The following is a 20,831-nucleotide window of genomic DNA, read 5'->3' on the forward strand; positions in this document are numbered from 1 at the left end:
AACAGCGCCGAGCGCAGAGCGGAAAGAAGGATCAAGAGAGGTCTCCGGGACTGGTATCGGGGGTCAGGGTCTCGCCGCGCGAGGCGGCGCGGGCGCGGCGGTCCGTTTGGATCAGATGTTCGGCAAAGGCCGCGAGATTGGCATGCACGACGGTGCCCGGCACCTGGGCGACCAGCGCCTGCAGCTGGGCCTCGTCCAGATTGCCCAGGCGGTCGCTGCGCACCAGGTGCGGCAGGCAGCCGGCGGCCTGCGCCGTCTGCAGGTCCCTCAGGCTGGCGCCGACCATGTGCACGGTGTCCAGATCGACGCCGAAGCGCTCGCCGATCTGCTCGATCAGGCCGGGCAGCGGCTTGCGGCAGCCGCAGCCCTCCTCCGGCGCATGCGGGCAGAAGAACACCGCGTCGAGCCGCCCGCCCTTCTCGGCCAGCAGCTGGGCCAGGCGCATGTGCACCGCGTTCAGCGAGGCCATGTCAAGCAGGCCGCGGCCGATGCCGGGCTGGTTGGTGGCCATCACCGTGTGCCAGCCGGCATGGTTGAGCCGCGCCACCGCCTCCAACGCGCCGGGCAGGGGCTGCAGCTCCTCGGGCGACTTCACATGGTCGTCGCGGTAATGGTTGACCGTGCCGTCGCGGCCGAGTACGACCAGCTTCATGCCGTGGCTGTGGTGGTCGGCGCGTGTCGGCATGGGCTTGCTCCGGGTTTTCTGCTACTTCGCTCAGCTGGCCAGGCGGGCCAGGTCGGCCACGCGGTTCATCGCCTCGTGCAGGGTCTTCAACAGGCCCAGGCGGTTGGCGCGCAGCGCCGCGTCCTCGGCATTGACCATCACGCCGTCGAAGAAGGCATCGACCGGGGCCTTCAGCGCCGCCAGCTCGCGCAGCGAGGCGGTGTAGGCGCCGGCATGGAACTCCCGGTCGGCCTTGGCGGCCACGTCCTGCAGGGCCTGGGCCAGCTGCTGCTCGGCCGGCTCCTTCAACAGGCCCGGATCGATGCGGGCCTCGACCGGCTCCTCGCTCTTCTTCAGGATATTGCCGATGCGCTTGTTGGCCGCGGCCAGCGAAGCCGCCTCCGGCAGCGCCGCGAAGGCCTGGACGGCGGCCAGGCGGTCGCGCACCTCGGCCAGGCGCTGCGGGCGCAGCGCCAGCACGGCATCCACCTCCTGGGCCGAATAGGCATCCCGCCAGGCGACCGCCACCCGATCGAACACGAAGTCCAGCAGCTTGCCGCTCGGATCCTCGATCAGGCCGGCAAAGGCCGGCAGGGCCGCGGCAATGACCGCGTCCAGACCGAGCTGCCGCGTCAGCGGCGACTCCGACAGCATGCGCACCACGCCCAGCGCATGGCGGCGCAGCGCGAACGGGTCCTTGTCGCCGGTGGGCAGTTGGCCGATGCCGAACAGGCCGACCAGGGTCTCCAGCTTGTCGGCCAGCGCCACGACCAGGCCGGCCTCGTTGCGCGGCAGCTCGTCGCCGGCGAAGCGCGGCTTGTAATGGTCCTCGATCGCGAAGGCCACCGCCTCCGACAGACCGTCATGGCGGGCGTAATAGCCGCCCATGATGCCCTGCAGCTCGGGGAACTCGCCGACCATGTCGGTCAGCAGGTCGGCCTTGGCCAGATGGGCGGCGCTGTCGATGTCGGCGGCCAGCGCCGCGCTGGCGCCCAGCTGGGCGGCGATCGCCTTGGCGATCGCGCGCACGCGCTCAACGCGCTCGCCCTGGCTGCCCAGCTTGCCGTGATACACGACCTTGGCAAGACCCGGCACGCGGTCGGCCAGCGATTTCTTGCGGTCCTGGTCGAAGAAGAACTTGGCGTCCGACAGGCGCGGGCGCACGACGCGCTCATTGCCGCCGGTCACCGCGCTGGCGTCCGCCGGGCGGATGTTCGAGACCACCAGGAACTTGTGCGTCAGCTTGCCCGCGGCGTCCAGCAGCGGGAAGTACTTCTGGTTGGCCTTCATCGTCAGGATCAGGCATTCCTGCGGCACGGCCAGGAACTCGGTCTCGAACTGGCAGGTCAGCACGTTCGGGCGCTCGACCAGCGCGGTCACCTCGTCCAGCAGGGCCTCGTCCTCGATCGGCTTCAGGCCTTCCTTGGCCGCAGCTGCATTCAGCTGCGCGACGATCTCGGCACGCCGCTCGGTGAAGGACGCGATCACCGCGCCCTGCTCGCGCAGTTGCGCGGCGTAGCTGTCGGCCGACTCGATCTCGACCTGGGCCACGGCGGATTCGAAGCGGTGGCCGCGGGTCGCGCGGCCGGCCTGCAGGCCCAGCGCCGCCACCGGCACCAGCTCGCTGCCATGCAGGGCCACCAGGCCATGGGCCGGGCGCACGAACTTGACGTCGCTCCAGCCATCGGCCAGCTGGTAGGTCATCACCTTGGGAATCGGCAGCTTGGCGATGGTCGCGTCCAGCGCCTTCTGCAGGCCCTCGGCCAGGGTGGCGCCGGCGACATGGGTCTTGATGAACAGGGCCTCGGCCTTGCCGTCGGGTTCACGGTAGACCTGGGCGGAGGCCTCGGCCGGCAGCCCCAGCGAGGCGAGCTTCTTGATCAAGGCCTGGGTCGGCTGGCCCTGGGCGTCGAGGCCCACGCCGACAGGGACCAGCTTCTTGGTCTCGGCCTTGTCTTCGGCCTTGTCCCGCACGGCGGGCACGAGGACCGCCAGACGGCGCGGCGAGGCAAACGCCTGGGCTCTTGCAAATTCACTGCGGTCGACCAGGCCCTGGCCCTCGAGACCGACGAGCAGCCCCTCGCAAAAGGCCTCGCCCAGCTTCTTCAGCGCCTTCGGCGGCAGCTCTTCGACAAACAGTTCGACCAGCAGGTTCTTCGGGGTAGCGCTCATGACTCAGGCCGCCTTCGCTTTATTCTTCTTCTCGATCTGGGCGACCACCTCGTCGGCCCAGGCCTTGGGGGCCATCGGGAAGCCGAGGCGGGCACGGCTGTCCAGATAGCTCTGGGCGACGGTGCGCGCCAGGTTGCGGATGCGGCCGATATAGGCGGCACGCTCGGTGACCGAGATCGCGCCGCGCGCATCCAGCAGGTTGAAGGTATGGCCGGCCTTCAGCAGCTGCTCGTAGGCGGGCAGCGCCAGCTGCGACTCCATCAGCTGCTGGGACTTGCGCTCATGGGCGGCGAAGGCCTGCAGCAGGAAATCGACGTCGCTGTGCTCGAAGTTGTAGGTCGACTGCTCGACCTCGTTCTGGTGGAACACGTCGCCGTAAGTGAGGCCGTCGGTGTAGACCAGGTCGTAGACCGATTCCTTGCCCTGCAGATACATGGCCAGTCGCTCCAGGCCATAGGTGATCTCGCCGGTGATCGGCTTGCAGTCGATGCCGCCGACCTGCTGGAAATAGGTGAACTGGGTCACCTCCATGCCGTTCAGCCAGACCTCCCAGCCCAGGCCCCAGCAGCCGAGGGTCGGGTTCTCCCAGTCGTCCTCGACGAAGCGCACGTCGTTCTTCTTCAGGTCGAAACCCAGGGCCTCCAGCGAGCCAAGGTACAGCTCCAGGATGTTGGCCGGCGCGGGCTTCAGCACCACCTGGAACTGGTAGTAATGCTGCAGGCGGTTCGGGTTCTCGCCGTAGCGGCCGTCCTTGGGGCGGCGGCTGGGCTGCACATAGGCGGCCTTCCAGGGCTCGGGGCCGAGCGCGCGCAGGAAGGTGGCGGTGTGGCTGGTGCCGGCACCGACCTCCATGTCATAGGGTTGCAGGAGCGCGCAGCCCTGCTTGGACCAGTAGTCCTGCAGGGTCAGGATGATTTGCTGGAAGCTCAGCATGGATATGGAAACCGCCGGATGGGTGGATGGGTGAGAGGTGACTGCTTTTTATTTTATGTGACGGGCACTTACCGGCGCGGTCAGCGGCGCCGCTGGAACCAGGCCAGGGCCAGCGCCGCGCCCACCAGCGCAAACAGCGGCGCCAGGCCCAGCGCCTTCAGCCAGCGCGCATAGGGCGTGCTGCCGCGCCGACCCTCGACCGTCGCCTCCAGCACGCCCTCGCGCGCCGGTGCCAGCAGGCTGCGCACCCGGCCGCGGTGGTCCAGCACGCCGGTGGCGCCGGTGTTGGTCGAGCGGATGAAGGGGCGCTGGAACTCCAGCGCGCGCATCTTCGAGAACTGCAGATGCTGGTCCAGCACCATCACGGTGCCGAACCAGGCCAGGTTGCTGACATTGACCAGCACGGTCGCCGCGCCCTCGCCGACCACGCTGTCGACAAAGTCCTCGCCGAACAGATCCTCGTAGCAGATCAGCGGGCGCAGCCGCTGGTTGCCGACCGCGAAGGCCTGCTGATGCGGGCCGCGCGCCTGGTCGTCCATCGGAATGCCCATCGCGCGCACGAACCAGCCGAAGCCGGGCGGGATGAACTCGCCAAAGGGCAGCAGGTGGCGCTTGCCATAGGCATAGGGTTCGCGGCCGCCGACCGCCACCAGGGAATTGACATAGCCGTCCCGGTCATTGCCCAGGAAGGTGCCCAGCAACAGCGGCCGCTGGCTGGCGGCGCGCTGCAGGCGCGCCACATAGTCGGCGTCCAGATAGGCCAGCGGCAGCGGCGCCACCGATTCCGGCGTCACCACCACCTGACCGCGCGAACCCTCGATCAGGCGCGCCAGGCGGTCCAGATTGGCCTCGATGCGCTCGCGGTCGAACTTCTGGTCCTGCGGCACGTTCGGCTGCAGCAGCGAGACGCGCAGCGGCCCGGCGCTCTGGGTGAAGTTCTGCGGCAGCAACTGGCCCATGGCCAGCAGCCCGATCGCGACGGCCGCCGGCTGCCAGGCATGCCGACCCAGCGCCGCGAAGGCCGCGGCGCAGCCGGCCGCCAGCGCGGTGATGCCGTAGACGCCGATCCAGGGCGCCCAGGCGGCCAGCAGGCCGGTGGTATGGGCATAGCCGCTGGCGATCCAGGGAAAGCCGGTGAACAGGGTGGCGCGCCCCAGCTCGGCCAGCAGCCAGCAGGCCGCCCAGGTCAGCGCATGCCAGGCCGGGCTGCGCTGGCGCAGCTTGGCGGCCAGAGCCAGCGCGCCGGCGTAGTAGAGGCTCAGGAAGGCAGCCAGCAGCACCACCGCCAGCGCCGCCAGCACCCAGGGGATATGCCCGAACTGGTGCATGCTGATGTGCAGCCACCACAGGCCCGAGGCCAGCCAGCCGAAGCCGAAGGCGCCGCCCAGCAGCGCGGCGCGACGCGGGCCGGCGTTCCAGCTCAGGTGCGCCAGCCAGGCCAGCGCCATGATCTGCAACCACCAGGCCTCCAGCGGGGCGAAGGCGGCCGTGTGCAGCACGCCGGCGACCAGCGCCGCCAGCAGGGCATAACGGAACCGCAGCATCAGCCGTCTTGGGCCACGCGGGTGACCTTGAACCAGCGCACCGCGCCGCCCCGGGTCAGCATCACGGAGAACACCAGACCGCCGATCTCGACCACCTCGCCGCGGCGCGGCACGCGACCATGCTCATGCGCGACCAGGCCGCCGATGGTGTCGAACTCATCCTCCGGCAAGGTGATGCCGAAGGCCTCATTGACCGCCGGGATGACGGCATCGCCGGCCACCCGCTGGCTGCCGTCGGCCAGGGTGTAGATGCTGGACTCGCCGTCCTTGTCGTCGAATTCGTCCTCGATCTCGCCGACGATCTCCTCCAGCACGTCCTCGATCGTGATCAGGCCGGCGGTATTGCCGAACTCGTCGATCACGATCGCCAGGTGGTTGCGGTTGGAACGGAAGTCGCGCAGCAACTCGTTCAGGCCCTTGCTTTCCGGCACGAAGACGATCGGGCGCAGCAGCGCGCGCAGGTTCAGCCCCGGCGCGCGCTGGATCTTCAGCAGGTCCTTGGCCAGCAGGATGCCGATGATGTTGTCGCGCTGGCCCTCGAAGACCGGGAAGCGCGAATGGCCGGCGCGAATCACCAGACCGAGCAGTTCCTCGTAGGGCGCCTCGATGTCCAGCAGGTCCATGCGCGGCGCGGCCACCATCACATCGCCGGCCGACAGCTCGGCCATGTGCAGCACGCCCTCGAGCATCTGGCGCGATTCGGGCGCGATCAGCTCGCGCTGCTCCGCCTCGGCGAGGGTCTCGATCAGTTCGCTGGTGGAGTCCGGCCCCGGATGCAGGAATTCCAGCATGCGGTCCAGGAGCTTGCGTGGTGCTTGGCCGCGCGACGGAGCATCGGCGGCACTCTTGTGGCCCCCGCGGGGCCTACTAGGCTGAGGTTCGGACACGGAGGGGGTGCCGTAGTTGCATGGCCTCACAGAATAACCCATTGACAGCGCCCACCTCTTGCACCACAGTCAGCCGCCCCCATCTGGGGCCTACCCGGCGGCAGATCCGCCACAGCAGTCAGCGCTACATCATCACCATGTCACAAGGTCTCATCCCCGCCACCATCCTCACGGGCTTCCTCGGCTCCGGCAAGACCACCCTGCTCAAGCGGGTGCTCTCGGAGGCCCATGGCCAGAAGATCGCCGTGATCGAGAACGAGTTCGGCGAGGAGAACATCGACAACGACATCCTGGTGGCCGACACCAACGAGCAGATCATCCAGATGAGCAACGGCTGCGTCTGCTGCACGATCCGCGAGGACCTGCGCACCACCCTGACCGACCTGGCCGCCAAGCGGCGCAAGGGCGAACTGGATTTCGAGCGCGTCGTGATCGAGACCACCGGCCTGGCCGACCCGGGCCCGGTGGCCCAGACCTTCTTCATGGACGACGAGATCGCCGAGAGCTACCTGCTCGACTCGATCCTGACCCTGGTCGACGCCAAGCATGCCGACACGCAGCTGGACACCCGCCAGGAGGCGCGCCGCCAGATCGGCTTCGCCGACCAGATCTTCATCAGCAAGAGCGACCTGGTCGAGGAGGCCGAGGTCGAGGCGCTGGCCCACCGCATCAAGCACATGAACCCGCGCGCGCCGCAGCAGCGCGTCCATTTCGGCAATGTGGAGATTTCCCGGGTGTTCGACCTGCGTGGCTTCAACCTGAACGCCAAGCTGGAGATCGATCCCGATTTCCTGAACGCCGACGAGCATGACCATCACGACCATGATCATGAGCATGGCGAGCATTGCGACCACCCGCACCACCATCACCACGACGACGATGTCAAGTCCTTCGTGTTCCGCTCCGACAAGCCCTTCAACCCGGCCAAGCTGGAGGACTTCCTGGGCGCCATCGTGCAGGTCTACGGCCCCAAGATGCTGCGCTACAAGGGCGTGCTGAACATGAAGGGCACCGACAAGAAGGTGATCTTCCAGGGCGTGCACCAGCTGATGGGCTCGGACCTGGGCCCGAAGTGGATGCCAGGCGAGCAAAAGCAGAGCAAAATGGTTTTCATCGGCATCGACCTGCCCAAGGACATCCTGTTACAAGGCCTGGAAGGCTGCCTGGCCTGAAATCGGGCGGCGTCAGATTGGCGTGAGGTCAGCATGGCTACAATCCGCCCCGCCCAAACCGGCCAGCCCCTCAAATCAGGCTGGACAGCTTTGCCATCTAGCCCCGCGGAGCAGGTATAAAGAAAGCATCCTGCCCGCAGCGAGGAAGAAGCGAGGAGACCCACCGTGAGCAAGACCCTGGCCCCGAAAACCACCCCGGCATCCAAGCCGGCCGAGGGGCGCACGGCTGCCAAGACGGGCAAGAGCACCGCCAAGCCCAAGGCAGCCGCGGTCGCCGACCCCGACGACGGCGTGACCACCCTCGAAGCGACTGCCCCTTCGCCCGGCAGCAGCCGCTTTGCCGACCGTTTTGCTCCCCCTAAGCCGCCGACGCGATCTATGAGTACGCCCGTGATTGAAAGCCCCAAGACCGCCGCCAAGGCCGACCCCAAACTCGCCAACGCTTGGAAGACCAAGCCCGGCCACGAGCTGACCGACGCCGAAGTGCTGGCCATGCCCGAGGCCGAGTACATGAACGACAAGCAGATCGAGTTCTTCCGCGCCAAGCTGAACGAACTCAAGGAAGGTGTGCTGTCGAACGCCGGCGAGACCACCGAACACCTGCGCGAAGACACCTCCATCGTGCCCGACCCCGCCGATCGCGCAACGATCGAGGAAGAGCACGCACTGGAGCTGCGCACCCGCGACCGCGAGCGCAAGCTGCTGAAGAAGATCATGCAGTCGCTGACGCGACTGGACAGCGGCGACTATGGCTATTGCGACGAGACCGGCGAGCCGATCGGCCTGGGCCGGCTGATCGCCCGCCCAACCGCCACGCTGTCACTGGAAGCCCAGCAGCGCCGCGAGCTGAAGCAGAAGATGTTCGGAGACTGAGTCTCCTGGCGGATCGCCGGTCTGTCGAAGAATCCACCACCAGAGCTAGGTCCAGCGCGCACATGGCAGAACCGAAAGACGGCGAGAGCTTTCTGCGCAAGGTCGCGCGTTTCGTCGCGAATCCGACCACCGACTGGGCCGAGATCAACTCGCGCCAGGACGACCCCGAGGGCGACCTCGCCAAGGCCGAGCTGCGCGCGATGGTGGAGCGCAAGCGCCGCAACGACTTCGTGCGCAAGCGCGAGCTGGACATGCTGCGGCGCATCCGGCGCGAGGGCCTGTCGCCCGAGCAGTTGGCGGCGCTGGGCAGCAGCAGCTCCCGTATGGACGAGGTGGAGCGCAGCAACAGCGAGCTGAACTCGAAGATCGATCCCGGCGTGAAGGCCAAGATCGACCAGATCGAGCAGCAGATGGTCGGCGAGAGCTTCGCCCCGACCCAGCTCGCCACCACCCATCCGCCCGGCTTCTTCGAGACCAGCACCCGCCCGGTGCATTTCGCCCCCACCCTGCCGGCCGACGCGCCGGCCGCGCCCCGGGTCAGCCAGTTCTCCAGCCCGGCCGAGATCGAGCGGCTGGAATCGGTGCCGCCGCCGGCCGCCGCGGTGATGGGTGCCGGCCTGCCGCCGCTGTCGGACGCCAAGCCGAGCCGCCTGCCCAAGCTGCCGCCGCTGCCCATCAACCCGGACAGCGGCCATGGCCCGCTGAGCTTCGCGGTGGCCGAGCAGCCGGCCGCAATGGAGGTCAACGAGCTGCGCCACGACCCCGAGCTCGACGAGATGGTGATCGCCTTCGCGAATGCCGACTACGCCGCCTGCGAGCAGGGCCTGTCCGCACTGATCCAGAAGGGCGCGCCGCGCCATCTGCATCCCGAGACCTGGCTGGTGCTGTTCGACCTCTACCGCGCCACCGCCCAGCAGGCCAAGTTCGAGGCGCTGGCGCTGGACTATGTGCCGCTGTTCGGCCTGTCGGCGCCGCAATGGTTCTCGCTGCCCAAGCTGGTGGCCGAGAGCCTCAGCAAGGAGCGCAAGCCGATGGGCAGCGCCGGCGGCGTGGCCTGGACCGCGCCGGAATACCTGGACGCCGAGGCCGTGGCCCTGCTGACCAAGCGCTGCCAGAACCTGCCGATGCCCTGGGTGCTGGACTGGGCCGCGTTGCGCCGCCTGGACACCGAGGGCTGCGCCCGCCTGCGCGAGCTGTTCCGCGGCTGGGCCAGCCAGCAGGTCGACATGCGCTGGCTGGCCGGCGACCAGTTTCTGCTGCAGCTCAAGGAGCTGGCCCCGGTGGGCAGCCGCGATGTCGACCCGGCCTTCTGGATGCTGCGCCTGGAGACCCTGCGCCTGGTCAACCGACCCGACCAGTTCGACGAGGCGGCGATCGACTACTGCGTCACCTACGAGGTGTCGCCGCCCTCCTGGGAACGCGCCCAATGCCGGGTACGCGTCAGCGGCCAGACCCTGTCGACCAGCGCCCAGCCCGCGACCACCACCACGGGACCGAGCGAGACCTCCTCCTTCCTCGAGTCCAGCATGGGCAGCGGCCTGCCGGCCAACGCCCAGCTGGAGCTGTCGGGCCAGCTGAGCGGCGACATCAGCGAGACCCTGCGCCTGATGAGCACCGAACTCGGCGCCGCCACCCTGGTGACGATCGCCTGCCCCAAGCTGATCCGGCTCGATTTCATGGCCGCCGGCGACCTGCTGAACTGGGTGCTGGCGCGCCGCAGCGAGAACCGCGCGGTGGTGTTTTCCGAGGCGCACCGCTTGGTCGCGCTGTTCCTTGGCGCGATGGGCATCAACGAGCACGCCAGGGTCAAGGTCCGAATCAATTAACCCACCCCTACGCGCTGCGCGCGCCCCTCAAGGGGCGAGCCCGCAGGCCCGGCGAAGCCGGATCCTCGGGCTCTGCTGGGCCAATCCGTTCCGGCGTTGAAAAGGGGCGGATCGACCCCATCTGGAGTTCCTATGGATTCCTTGTCTTCTTCCCAACAGCAAGCGCCGGTGTATCACGGCACCACCATCGTCAGCGTGCGGCGCGAGACCCCCAGCGGTCTGCAGGTCGCGATCGGCGGTGATGGCCAGGTGACCCTGGGCCATATCGTCGTCAAGGCCAGCGCGCGCAAGGTGCGCAAGCTCCACCATGACAAGGTGCTGGCCGGCTTCGCCGGCGCGACCGCCGACGCCTTCACGCTGTTCGAGCGCTTCGAGGCCAAGCTGGAGAAGCATCAGGGCCATCTGGTGCGCGCCGCGGTCGAGCTGACCCGCGACTGGCGCACCGACCGCGTGCTGCGCCGCCTGGAGGCGATGCTGGCCGTGGCCGACCGTACGGCCTCCCTGATCATCACCGGCAATGGTGACGTGCTGGAGCCCGAGCAGGGCATCGTCGCGATCGGCTCCGGCGGCGCCTATGCCCAGGCCGCGGCCAAGGCCCTGCTGAACCACAGCGAACTCGGCGCGGCCGAGATCGTCAAACAGTCGCTGGTGATCGCGGGCGAGATCTGCATCTACACCAATCTGAACCACACGATCGAGACGCTGGACTGATCCTCATGAGCATGACCCCCCAGGAGATCGTCTCCGAACTTGACCGCCACATCGTCGGCCAGCAGGCCGCCAAGCGCGCCGTCGCGATCGCGATGCGCAACCGCTGGCGGCGCCAGCGCGTCGACGAGAAGCTGCGCGGCGAGATCACGCCCAAGAACATCCTGATGATCGGCCCGACCGGCGTCGGCAAGACCGAGATCGCGCGCCGCCTGGCCAAGCTGGCCGACGCGCCCTTCATCAAGGTCGAGGCCACCAAGTTCACCGAGGTCGGCTATGTCGGCAAGGATGTCGACTCGATCGTGCGCGACCTGGTCGACGTCGCCGTCAAGCAGGAGCGCGAGCGCCAGATGCGCATCCAGCGCACCCGTGCCGAGGACGCCGCCGAGGAGCGCGTGCTGGACATCCTGGTGCCCGGCAGCGACGCCGAGAACAGCACCCGCCAGCTGATGCGCAAGCGCCTGCGCGAGGGCCAGATGGACGACAAGGAGATCGAGATCGACGTGCTGGAGGCCAAGCCCAGCATGGAGATCCTCGGCCCCCAGGGCATGGAGGAGATGGCCGAGCAGCTCAAGAGCATGTTCTCGCAGATGGGCGGCGGCAAGCGCAAGACCCGCAAGCTGAAGATCGCCGAGGGCATGAAGCTGCTGGTCGAGGAAGAAGCCGCCAAGCTGCTCAACGAGGACGAGATCAAGACCGCCGCGCTGGCCAATGCTCAGGAGAACGGCATCGTCTTCGTCGACGAGATCGACAAGGTGGCCAGCCGCGCCGAGCATGGCGGCGCCGACGTCTCGCGCCAGGGCGTGCAGCGTGACCTGCTGCCCCTGGTCGAGGGCACGACGGTCAACACCAAGTACGGCATGGTCAAGACCGACCACATGCTGTTCATCGCATCCGGCGCCTTCCACCTCAGCAAGCCCAGCGACCTGATTCCCGAGCTGCAGGGCCGCTTCCCGATCCGCGTCGAGCTGGGCTCGCTGTCGGTGGACGATTTCGAGGCCATCCTGAAGAGCACCCACGCCAGCCTGGTCAAGCAGTACCAGGCCCTGCTGGCCACCGAGGGCCTGACCCTGGAGCTCGGCGACGACGGCATCCGGCGCCTGGCGCAGATCGCCTTCGAGGTCAACGAACGCACCGAGAACATCGGCGCGCGCCGCCTGGCCACGGTGATGGAGCGCCTGCTCGACGAGATCAGCTTCGACGCCCACAAGCATGCCGGCCAGACCATCACGCTGGACGCGGCCGCGGTGGACGCGAAGCTGGGCGAGCTGGCGAAGAACGAGGACCTGAGCCGCTTCATCCTTTGAGCGGACGGATGCGCGCCGGGCTCCACAAAACTGCGTAGCGCCGCTCCGATCGGGCTGGCGGGCCGTGCCACGGCTCGCTAGCTTGTGGCATGGGCCGGGCATTCTTCCCCTCCGCCCGGTCCGACCAGGAGTCCGCCATGCTGCACCGTCCTCGCGCCACCTCGCGCCATCTCGCCGTCTTTGCCCTGCTGATCGCCGGCGCCCCGCTGGCCGATGCCCAGAGCAACCTCGACACGGTGGAGTTGCGCGGCACCCGCGCCGCCGAACCGCCACGCGTCGATGTGCGCCGCACCTGCCCCGACGTCGATGAACACCTCACCGAGGGCCTCGCCCGCGCCATCTACATGTCAGGCCAGGCCGGCACGATCCATGTGCGCTTCCAGCTGGACGGCGAGCGGGTCGGCAAGGTCGAGACCCGCGGTGGTCCGCTGGACTACCGCGCCCCGCTGCGCCGTGCCGTGCGTGGGATGGCCTGCGCCAACGACGGGCAGCCGAACCAGCAGTACAACTTCCTGGTCGTGATCCGGCCGACCGATGAGGCGAGCGATGCGATGCAGGATCGCGTCGCGGTGCAGGAGCTGCCGGCCAGCCTGGCCCTGGCTCGCTAGCCCCCGGGACGGTTCAGCCCGGCGCCTCGCTGGCGCTGCCGACCCAGCGCAGCAGCTGCATCAGCGACGGGCTTCCGGTCTTGCGCAGCAGATGGCGCACATGGCTGCGCACGGTGCTCACCCGCAGGTTCAACCGCTCCGCCGTGACCTCGACGCTCAGCCCCTCGGCCAGCAGGGTCAGCACCTGCCTTTCGGCCGCGCTGAGCGCGCAGCGGGCCGCCAGCGCCTCCAGCCGCGCCGCCTGGGCCAGCCCGGGCCGGTCGCGCTGCACCGCCAGCAGCAGGCTGCCCGCGGGCCAGCCCGCCGCGGCCGCCAGCTCGATCGGCAGCCGCGACACCTGCAGCACGCCGGTGGCCAGGCCCGGCGCGAACCACAGCGGCGCTTCGGTACTCGCCCCGGCCGCGGCCCGGCCCAGCAAGGCCTCCAAGCCCACGGCCTGCCATTGCCCGAGCCGCATCAGGTGCCGGGCCGCCAGCGCCGCATCGCCCTCCCGCAGCAGGCACTGCGCGAGCGGATTGGCGAACAGCAGACGCCGGTCCGCCAGGCTGACCAGCAGCGCCTGCGGCAGCCCGTCCAGCAGCCGCTCGACGCCGCCGGACGGGCGGGGCAGGAAGGCGTGCGAAAGAACGATGGGGTCCATGCGGCCCGGATCTCAGCGTTGCGCTGTTTTTACTCACCGGTCTGTGCCGGCATGGACAGCGCCACCAACTCCCCGATCGGCAAAGCGGCACCGGCCCCAGCCGGGCCCGGCGCGCGACCCACCCGACTCTAGGCCGCCGGCCCCATCGATGCCAGCGCCGAACCGCCCTTTTCCAGGGGACAGGCGCAGCACCCTAAACCTTGCGGATAGACACGCCGCGGCGGCCGGCCCCTACACCAATCGGTGGATGGCACCTGACCCGCCGCGACCTAATCTGGGTTCACCGTCGGCCGGCCCAACTCGTCTCAGCGTCGCCCCCGGCGGGCCGGGCATTCCGATGCCCATGCCATGCCTGTTGTCGTCCATTGCAGTAAAGGACCCGCATCATGAGCCACCGTTTCGCCTCCTCCACCCGCCCCTACTCCCTCCTGCTGTCCTGCACCGCCCTGCTGGCCTTCGCCGCACAGGCCCAGACCAGCGGCACGCACCAGAACAACGCCACCAGCACCAAGCCCGCGACCGGCTACTACAACAAGACCACCGACACCGAGTACAACAACAAGGTGGCGCAGGCTATTCAACCGGAGCAGATGCTGCAGAGCGATCCCAGCGCCGCCGGCATCCAGCGCCCGCTGAGCCGGGCCGAGGTCCAGCGCGAACTCAAGCGCGCCCGCTCGACCGGCGAGCTGGAGCCCTACGACCGGGAAAGCACCAGCTACTCTCGCTGAGAAAGGGCGCCTTGGGAGGTGCCGTCGATGGAGGCCCGGAAAGCCTCAGGCAGGCGGTTGAAAACCGTAGCGAGGGCGGCCAGCTGCTAGACGCCCGGAGCGCAAGAACCGGAACGTACTTCCTGTACGAGAGGATTCCGAGCACCGCGCAACGACGCAGCGGGTCGCCGCAGTAGTGTTTGCAATCGTCTGCTAGAGCGCCAGCCGGTGCGATTGCAGGGTCAGGATGCCGTCAAAAATCAGGCTCTCGATCAGCTCATGCGGGATGTCCAGCGCCGGCGAGACCTTCCAGCCGGCGCCGCCGGTCATCAGGGTCAGCGGCTCGTGGCCCGCGCGCTGGGCCAGATGGCGGTGCATGCGTTCGATCGCACCGGTGATCGCGTAGTTGCCGCCGCTGGTCAGCGCGTCCGAGGTGTTGGTCGGGAACTCGCGCACCTCGCCGGTCGGCACGCGCAGGCCGGCGGTGCCGCCCTCCAGCGCCCGCAGCATGATGCCGTGGCCGGGCAGGATCAGGCCGCCGAGGAAGCGCCCCTGCGCGTCGACCGCGTCGACGGTCACCGCGGTGCCCACCATCACCACCAGCGCCGCCCGCGCCGGGCCGCGCGCCAGCACATGGTGGCGCGCGCCGATCTGGGCGACAAAACGGTCGGTGCCGAGCCGGCCCGGGTGGTCATAACCGTTGGTGATGCCGCCGCCCTGGGCGCTCGAGACCACCCAGCGCGGCTCGATGTCCCACAGCTCCAGCTGTTCCTCGACGCGGCGGCGCACCGCGTCGCCGGCCACATTGCAGCCCAGCATGCTGTGCGGCACCTGGGGCAGGCCGCGCCAGGCCTCCTCGGCGAGGCGGTCGATGTTCTCCAGGAACACCGCGCCATGGGCCAGCAGCGCCGCGCCCGGCTGGGGCGAGGCGTAGAGCGCCCATTTCAGGCGGGTGTTGCCGATGTCGATGGCCAGAAAGCTCATGGCATGCAGGGTTGTTCCGGGGCAGGCGCGAGCCTACCAGAGCCTCAAGCGCCTTGCCGAACGGCCGATAACAGCGATAGGGCCGACCTTGCTTGCCGGGTCCGCCCTGCGCACCCGCCCCTAGAACGACGCGAGGAGACCCCGCCGATGAAGTCGCTTTCGATTGCCGCCAAGCTCTGGCTACCGGTGGCCAGCCTGGCCGCCATGGTGGTGCTGATGACCCTGGCCTCCGCCACGCGCACCGCCAAGCTGCAGGCCGAGGCCCAGCAGACCCAGGCGGCCCAGCAGCGCAAGTTCGAGCTCTCGCTGCGCTGGCGCGGCCTGACCGAGACCAACGCGGCTCGCGCCGCCGCCGGCATCCTGAGCAGCGACTCCGCGGTGGCCCAGACATTCAAGCCGCAGATCGAGTCCACCACCGCCAGCATCTCCGAGATGCAGAAGGAGCTGGAGGCCCTGGCCACCTCGGAGGAGGAAAAGGCCGCGATGGCGCGCATCGCCGACACCCGCAAGGCCTATATCGCCACCCGCAACGAGGCCAGCAAGCTGAAGGCCGATGGCCAGGCCGAGGCCTCGGCGGCCCTGCTGCAGGGCAAGATGCTGCCGGCGATCGCTACCTATCTCGACGCGCAGGCCGACTTCGTCAAGCTGCAGCAGCAGCGCTCCGACGCGCTGCGCGAGCAGGCCGGCGCCGAACGCATGCGCACCGTCTGGATCGTCGCGCTGGTGATGGGCCTGATCGTCGCCGGCCTGGCCATCGCCACCTTCTACCTGGTGCGCTCGATCGCCGGGCCGCTGCGCGAGCTGGTCGGCCAGGCCGAACGCATCGGCCAGGGCGATCTGCGCGAAGAGGCTCGCGGCCCGGGTGACACGGCGCGGGCCGACGAGATCGGCGAGGTGCAGCGGGCACTGGCCGGCATGCGCGCGGCGCTGGCGCGCGCCCTGTCCGAGGTGCGCCATAGCGCCGACAGCATCCAGACCGCCAGCGCCGAGATCGCCACCGGCAATGCCGACCTGAGCCAGCGCACCGAGCAGACGGCGTCCAACCTGCAGCAGACCGCCAGTTCGATGAGCGAGCTGACCGGCACCGTGCGCCAGAGCGCCGATGCCGCCAGCACCGCCAATCAGCTGGCCAGCAGCGCGGCTCAGGTGGCACAGCGCGGCGGCGCGGTGGTCGGCCAGGTGGTCAGCACGATGGACGAGATCAACAGCAGCTCGAAAAAGATCGCCGACATCATCGGCACGATCGATGGCATCGCCTTCCAGACCAATATCCTGGCCTTGAACGCGGCTGTCGAGGCCGCGCGCGCCGGCGAGCAGGGCCGTGGCTTCGCGGTGGTGGCCGGCGAGGTGCGCAGCCTGGCCCAGCGCAGCGCCGAGGCCGCGCGCGAGATCAAGGGCCTGATCGGCAGCAGCGTCGAGAAGGTCGAGACCGGTGCGCGCCTGGTGCAGGACGCCGGCAGCACGATGGACGAGATCGTCGCCAGCGTGAAGCGCGTGACCGACATCATTGCCGAGATCAGCGCCAGCACCGTCGAACAGAGCCAGGGCATCGGCACCGTCAATAGCGCGGTCAGCCAGCTCGACCAGATGACCCAGCAGAACGCCGCGCTGGTCGAGCAGAGCGCCGCGGCGGCGGAATCGCTGAAGGACCAGGCGGGGCGGCTGGCGCAGGTGGTGGGCGGGTTTCGGCTGGGGTGATGGCCTGTCTCAAACCAGAAGCATCTCCATCTGGCCTCGCAGCAGTCCGGCTTGCGAACCAGCAGTGCCCTCTTGCCGATGCGCCAGGTCCGAGCTAACCCTGAGAGGCCTCTTCAAACGCCACCAAGGCCCCTTAGGCGGCTATGCTCGCGCTTCACTCACAGAGGAGGATCGGAGATGAAGTCTGCATACTGGCTGCTCGCCCCGCTGTTGTTGTCCGCCTGCGGGACCTCGCCAACGCCGAAGGACACCGCCCCACAGACCGTTGCATCGGCCAAGGCCGTGTGTTTCGAAGACACGCCGACCGGGACCCGCTTCAAGCAGTTGAAGTGCATGACGGCCGAACAGGACCAGGCCCGCAAGAAGGCCGGTCAGGACGCGGCGGACGAACTCGGCAAGATTCGGCCGACGATCATGCCGGAAGGACGGTAGTTCGAGCGGGCAAGGTAGCGCGGGCGTCTAACCCTGCTGCTGCTGCCGATAGGCGGGCATTTCGAGGTCCGCTGCGGCAAACGCGGCCACCTCGCCCACCACCAGCACCGCCGGACTCCCCAGGGCCGGGTCTTGTCTCAGGCAAGCCTCCAGCCCATCCAGAGTCGTCACCGCCTGCCGCTGCCGCCCGGTATGTGCCGCCGACACCACGGCCGCCGGCATGTCGCTGCGCATGCCGCCCGCGCGCAGGGCCGCGACGATCTCGGCGCAGCGGGTCACGCCCATGTAGATCACCAGGGTCAGGCCGCTCCTGGCCAACGCGGCCCAGTCGGGTGCGCGGCCGCCTTCGCCGCTTCCCTCTGCGCTGTGCCCGGTGACTAGGGCCACGCCGGGCGCGCAGCGCCGGTCGGTGACCGGGATGCCGGCGGCCGCGGGGCCGGCGATGCCGGCGGTCAGGCCGTTGACGACCTCGACCTCCAGGCCCGCGGCGCGCAGCGCGTCGACCTCCTCGCCGCCGCGGCCGAACACGAAGGGGTCGCCGCCCTTCAGGCGCACCACCCGCTGCCCGGCCCTCGCCTCGCGGATCATCAGCTCATGGATGAAGCGCTGCTCGGTCGAATAGCGCCGCTCGCCGGGCCGCTCCCAAGAGCGGCGCGTCGCCCCCTCGGGGGGCAGGGCCAGGTACTCCTGGCCCGGGGGCGCCATCTGGCAGCCACCGCGCTTGCCGACCTTCAGCACCCGCGTATCCGGCCGCAGCAGTGCCAGCACGCGCGCGTCGACCAGATCGTCGCTCAGCACCACGTCGGCCGCCTGCAGGCGCTTCAGCGCCCTGAGGGTCAGCAGCTCCGGGTCGCCGGGACCGGCGCCGACCAGGGCGATGGGGAAAACAGGAGGGTTGTTCATCGTCATGCCGTCACCTCGCAGGGCGTGGAGCCGACCAGGCGCCGCAGCGCCGGCAGGCAGGAACCGCATTGGGTGCCGCAGCGCAGCGCGGCCTGCAGCGTCTTCAGGCGCTCGGCCGGAGCGCCGGGGCTGGCGGCCAGCTGCGCGCGGATGCGCGCCTCGGACACATCGAAGCAGTTGCAGACCTGCGGGCTGCGCGGGGTCGGGTCTTGCTCGCCCGACGCGGCCTCGCCGACATCGGGCGCCAGCAGGCGCCGGCCATGCGGCGCCACGGCGCCGGCCTCGCGCCACAGCTCGTGCAGCCAGGCGCCCTCCTGCGCGCCCTCGGTCAGGGTCAGCAGGCCCTGCAGATGCGTTCCTGTTTCGTCCAGGCGCAGCAGGCGCAGGCGGCCGCGGCGCGTGTCGACATAGCGCAGCACGCCCGGTCCCTGCAGGCCCAGCAGCTCGGCGATGCGCTGCATCAATGGCGGAGCGATGGCCGCCGCTTGCGCGGCCTCGAAGCGCCAGCCCTCGCGGCCGTCCGGCCCCGCTATCGGCAGGCAATGCGCATAGTCGAACTCGCGCATCAGCGCGCGCAGACCATGGCCGGCCGGCCCCCAGGCCGAGGCCGCGAGCCGCCAGGGCAGCGCCAGCTTGTGCACCGCCACCGCCGAGAACTTCAGCTCGGGCTGGCGCGAATCGGGGCAGCAGGCGCTCTGCGTCAGCGCGTTGATGCCGGCCAGGGCCCGGCCCTGCTCGTCGCGGCCGGAGACGAACTCCTCGCCCCAATGCATCGCCACCTGGGCCTGGGTCGGCGCGATCGCCGCATCGCCAAGCACGATCAGGTTCAGGGCGCCGCGGCGCGAGGCCACCCGCACCAGGTCGCCATCCTTCAAGCCGCGGCGCGGCATGTCGTGCGGATTCAGGCGCAGCAGCGGTTTGCTCTCATGCGCGAACAAGCGGCCCAGCAGGCCGGTGCGGCTCATGCCATGCCATTGGTCGCGCAGGCGGCCGGTGCTCAGTGCGAAGGGGAATCTCACATTCGTCTCGTCGCGCGGCGGCGCGAAGGGCCGGGCGATGAAGCGCGCACGGCCGCCGGGCGCGGCGAGGAAGCGGTGGTCCTCGTAGAGCCGCGCGCGGCCCTGGACCGCGCCTTCGGGAAACGGCCATTGCTGCGGGCCCTCGTGCTCCAGCAGCGCATAGCTGAGGCCGGTGATATCCAGATCGCGGCCGCGCGTGGCCTCGCGGTGCTCCAGCCACAGCTGCTGAGGTTCCTCGGCCGCAAACAGGCTGGGCAGGCCCGGGCGCAGCAGCCGCTCCAGCTCGCGCGCCAGGTCGCGCACGATGCGCCAGTCGGCGCGCGAGAGGCCGGGCGGCGGCACGGCGGCGCGCACCCGCGTGATGCGGCGCTCGCTATTGGTCACCGTGCCCTCCTTCTCGCCCCAGCTGGCCGCCGGCAGCAGCACATCGGCGAAGGCGGCCGTCGCGGTATCGGCAAAGGCTTCCTGCAGGATCACCAGCTCGCAGCGCGCCAGCGCGCGGCGCACCAGATCCTGGTCGGGCAGGGACTGCGCAGGGTTGGTGCAGGCAATCCACAGCGCCTTGATCTCGCCGCGCGCCGCCGCCTCGAACAGCTCTATCGCGGTCTTGCCCGGCGCCTCCGGCAGGCTCTCGACGCCCCACAGCCGCGCGATCTCGGCGCGGTGCGCGGCATTGGCGGGATCGCGATGGCCGGGCAGCAGGCTGGCCATGCCGCCGGCCTCGCGCCCGCCCATCGCATTCGGCTGGCCGGTCAGCGAGAAGGGCCCGGCGCCGGGCCGGCCGATCTGGCCGGTGGCCAGGTGCAGATTGATCAGCGCGGTGTTCTTCGCGGTGCCGCTGGTACTCTGGTTCAGGCCCATGCAGTACAGCGACAGGGTGGATGGCGACTTCGCGATCCAGCGCGCCGCCTGCAGCAGGTCGGCCTCCTCGATGCCGCAAATGCGTGCCGCATCGCGCGGCGTGGTCTCGCGCACCAGGGCCTTCAGCGCGGCGAAGCCCTCGGTATGGGCCGCGATGAAGTCCGTATCGATCCAGCCCTCCCAGATGCAGGCGTGCAGCAGGCCGTTGAACAGGGCCACATCGGTGCCGGGGCGGATCTGCAGATGCAGGTCGGCGAACTCGGCCGTCTCGGTGCGGCGCGGGTCGACCACGATGATCTTCAGTTCCGGCTTGCACGCGCGCGCATCCTCGATGCGCCGGAACAGGATCGGATGGGCCCAGGCCGGATTCGCGCCGGCGATGAAGAGGCAATCGGTCAGCTCGATGTCCTCGTAGCAGGCCGGCGGCGCATCGGCGCCCAGGCTCTGCTTGTAGCCGACCACGGCCGAACTCATGCACAGGCGCGAGTTGGAGTCGATGTTGTTGGTGCCGACCAGGGCGCGCGCCAGCTTGTTGAAGGCGTGGTAGTCCTCGGTCAGCAGCTGGCCCGAGATGTAGAAGCCGATCGCGTCCGGGCCGTGCTCGAGGCGCAGCGCGGCCAGCCGGGCGGCCAGGCGGGCGTTGAGCTCGTCCCAGCCCAGTGGCTGCGCCGCTTGGCCGCGCGCCGCGCGCCAGGCCGGCTGCAGCAGGCGGCGCTGCAGGGTGGCCGGCGCGGCGCTCAGGTGCAGGGTCGAGCCCTTGGTGCAAAGCCGGCCGAAGTTGGCCGGATGCGCCGGATCGCCACGCACGCCGGTGATCTGCGCACCCTCGCTCTCGATGATCACGCCGCAGCCGACGCCGCAGTAGGGGCAGGTGCTGCGCGTCTCTTTCATGG

At 69.5% G+C, this 20,831-nt stretch carries 18 protein-coding genes; 9 read left to right on the plus strand and 9 right to left on the minus strand.

The features are described from left to right. Positions 1-31 precede the first annotated feature (31 nt). From gmhB to G8A07_RS24165, 5 genes are all read right to left on the minus strand, one after another. Positions 32-685 (minus strand): D-glycero-beta-D-manno-heptose 1,7-bisphosphate 7-phosphatase, encoded by a 654-nt coding sequence (gmhB, locus tag G8A07_RS24145; RefSeq protein WP_249937127.1) that lies wholly within the window; start codon positions 683-685, stop codon positions 32-34. 30 nt (positions 686-715) lie between these two features. After that, positions 716-2,836: a glycine--tRNA ligase subunit beta gene (gene glyS, locus G8A07_RS24150; RefSeq protein WP_195794463.1), complete on the minus strand. Its 2,121-nt coding sequence runs from the start codon at positions 2,834-2,836 to the stop codon at positions 716-718. A 3-nt stretch (positions 2,837-2,839) separates the two neighbouring features. Further along, positions 2,840-3,769: a glycine--tRNA ligase subunit alpha gene (glyQ, locus tag G8A07_RS24155; protein ID WP_195794464.1), complete on the minus strand. Its 930-nt coding sequence runs from the start codon at positions 3,767-3,769 to the stop codon at positions 2,840-2,842. A gap of 80 nt (positions 3,770-3,849) precedes the next feature. Continuing rightward, positions 3,850-5,313 carry an apolipoprotein N-acyltransferase gene (gene lnt / locus G8A07_RS24160; protein ID WP_195794465.1) on the minus strand — a complete coding sequence of 488 codons (1,464 nt, stop codon included), beginning with the start codon at positions 5,311-5,313 and terminating at the stop codon, positions 3,850-3,852. Then, positions 5,313-6,200 carry an HlyC/CorC family transporter gene (locus G8A07_RS24165; RefSeq protein WP_249937128.1) on the minus strand — a complete coding sequence of 296 codons (888 nt, stop codon included), beginning with the start codon at positions 6,198-6,200 and terminating at the stop codon, positions 5,313-5,315. The genes lnt and G8A07_RS24165 overlap by 1 nt, the downstream gene beginning before the upstream one ends. 137 nt (positions 6,201-6,337) lie before the next feature. Here G8A07_RS24165 and G8A07_RS24170 point away from each other — a divergent pair, with 137 nt between their 5' ends. The 6 genes from G8A07_RS24170 (at position 6,338) to G8A07_RS24195 (ending at position 12,694) form a co-directional block, all read left to right on the plus strand. After that, positions 6,338-7,372, plus strand: a complete 1,035-nt coding sequence (locus G8A07_RS24170; protein ID WP_195794467.1) for a GTP-binding protein — start codon at positions 6,338-6,340, stop codon at positions 7,370-7,372. Between the two features lie 165 nt (positions 7,373-7,537). Continuing rightward, positions 7,538-8,245 (plus strand): RNA polymerase-binding protein DksA, encoded by a 708-nt coding sequence (gene dksA, locus G8A07_RS24175; protein ID WP_249937129.1) that lies wholly within the window; start codon positions 7,538-7,540, stop codon positions 8,243-8,245. Positions 8,246-8,307: 62 nt separating this feature from the next. Further along, a complete protein-coding gene (locus G8A07_RS24180) occupies positions 8,308-10,071 on the plus strand; it encodes a hypothetical protein (protein ID WP_195794468.1) in 1,764 nt (587 codons plus the stop codon). A 132-nt stretch (positions 10,072-10,203) separates the two neighbouring features. Beyond that, positions 10,204-10,782: an ATP-dependent protease subunit HslV gene (gene hslV / locus G8A07_RS24185; RefSeq protein WP_195794469.1), complete on the plus strand. Its 579-nt coding sequence runs from the start codon at positions 10,204-10,206 to the stop codon at positions 10,780-10,782. A gap of 11 nt (positions 10,783-10,793) precedes the next feature. Then, positions 10,794-12,086, plus strand: a complete 1,293-nt coding sequence (gene hslU, locus G8A07_RS24190; RefSeq protein ID WP_305798682.1) for an ATP-dependent protease ATPase subunit HslU — start codon at positions 10,794-10,796, stop codon at positions 12,084-12,086. Between the two features lie 137 nt (positions 12,087-12,223). Then, positions 12,224-12,694: a hypothetical protein gene (locus tag G8A07_RS24195; RefSeq protein WP_195794470.1), complete on the plus strand. Its 471-nt coding sequence runs from the start codon at positions 12,224-12,226 to the stop codon at positions 12,692-12,694. Positions 12,695-12,707: 13 nt separating this feature from the next. Here the strand turns inward: G8A07_RS24195 and G8A07_RS24200 are convergent, their stop codons facing one another. Further along, on the minus strand, positions 12,708-13,334 hold the full coding sequence (locus G8A07_RS24200) for a helix-turn-helix transcriptional regulator (RefSeq protein WP_195794471.1): 627 nt from the start codon (positions 13,332-13,334) through the stop codon (positions 12,708-12,710). Positions 13,335-13,720: 386 nt separating this feature from the next. On the opposite strand from G8A07_RS24200, the gene G8A07_RS24205 reads away from it, so the two are divergent. Further along, positions 13,721-14,062, plus strand: a complete 342-nt coding sequence (locus G8A07_RS24205; RefSeq protein WP_195794472.1) for a hypothetical protein — start codon at positions 13,721-13,723, stop codon at positions 14,060-14,062. 192 nt (positions 14,063-14,254) lie between these two features. On the opposite strand, the gene G8A07_RS24210 is transcribed toward G8A07_RS24205, so the two are convergent. Beyond that, complete coding sequence (locus G8A07_RS24210) at positions 14,255-15,025, minus strand: type III pantothenate kinase (protein ID WP_195794473.1); 771 nt, start codon at positions 15,023-15,025, stop codon at positions 14,255-14,257. Between the two features lie 147 nt (positions 15,026-15,172). Here G8A07_RS24210 and G8A07_RS28195 point away from each other — a divergent pair, with 147 nt between their 5' ends. Further along, positions 15,173-16,723, plus strand: a complete 1,551-nt coding sequence (locus G8A07_RS28195; protein ID WP_195794474.1) for a methyl-accepting chemotaxis protein — start codon at positions 15,173-15,175, stop codon at positions 16,721-16,723. A 177-nt stretch (positions 16,724-16,900) separates the two neighbouring features. Beyond that, positions 16,901-17,155, plus strand: coding sequence for a hypothetical protein (locus G8A07_RS24220; RefSeq protein ID WP_195794475.1), 255 nt, complete (start codon positions 16,901-16,903; stop codon positions 17,153-17,155). A 27-nt stretch (positions 17,156-17,182) separates the two neighbouring features. Here the strand turns inward: G8A07_RS24220 and cobA are convergent, their stop codons facing one another. After that, the gene (cobA, locus tag G8A07_RS24225) at positions 17,183-18,064 is read right to left on the minus strand and encodes a uroporphyrinogen-III C-methyltransferase (protein ID WP_195794476.1); all 882 of its coding nucleotides are present in this window, start codon (positions 18,062-18,064) and stop codon (positions 17,183-17,185) included. Continuing rightward, positions 18,061-20,829 carry a nitrate reductase gene (locus G8A07_RS24230; RefSeq protein ID WP_195794477.1) on the minus strand — a complete coding sequence of 923 codons (2,769 nt, stop codon included), beginning with the start codon at positions 20,827-20,829 and terminating at the stop codon, positions 18,061-18,063. Before G8A07_RS24230 ends, cobA begins: the two co-directional genes overlap by 4 nt. Positions 20,830-20,831 lie beyond the last annotated feature (2 nt).

It is taken from the genome of Roseateles sp. DAIF2 (genome assembly GCF_015624425.1).
Taxonomy (GTDB): domain Bacteria; phylum Pseudomonadota; class Gammaproteobacteria; order Burkholderiales; family Burkholderiaceae_C; genus Kinneretia.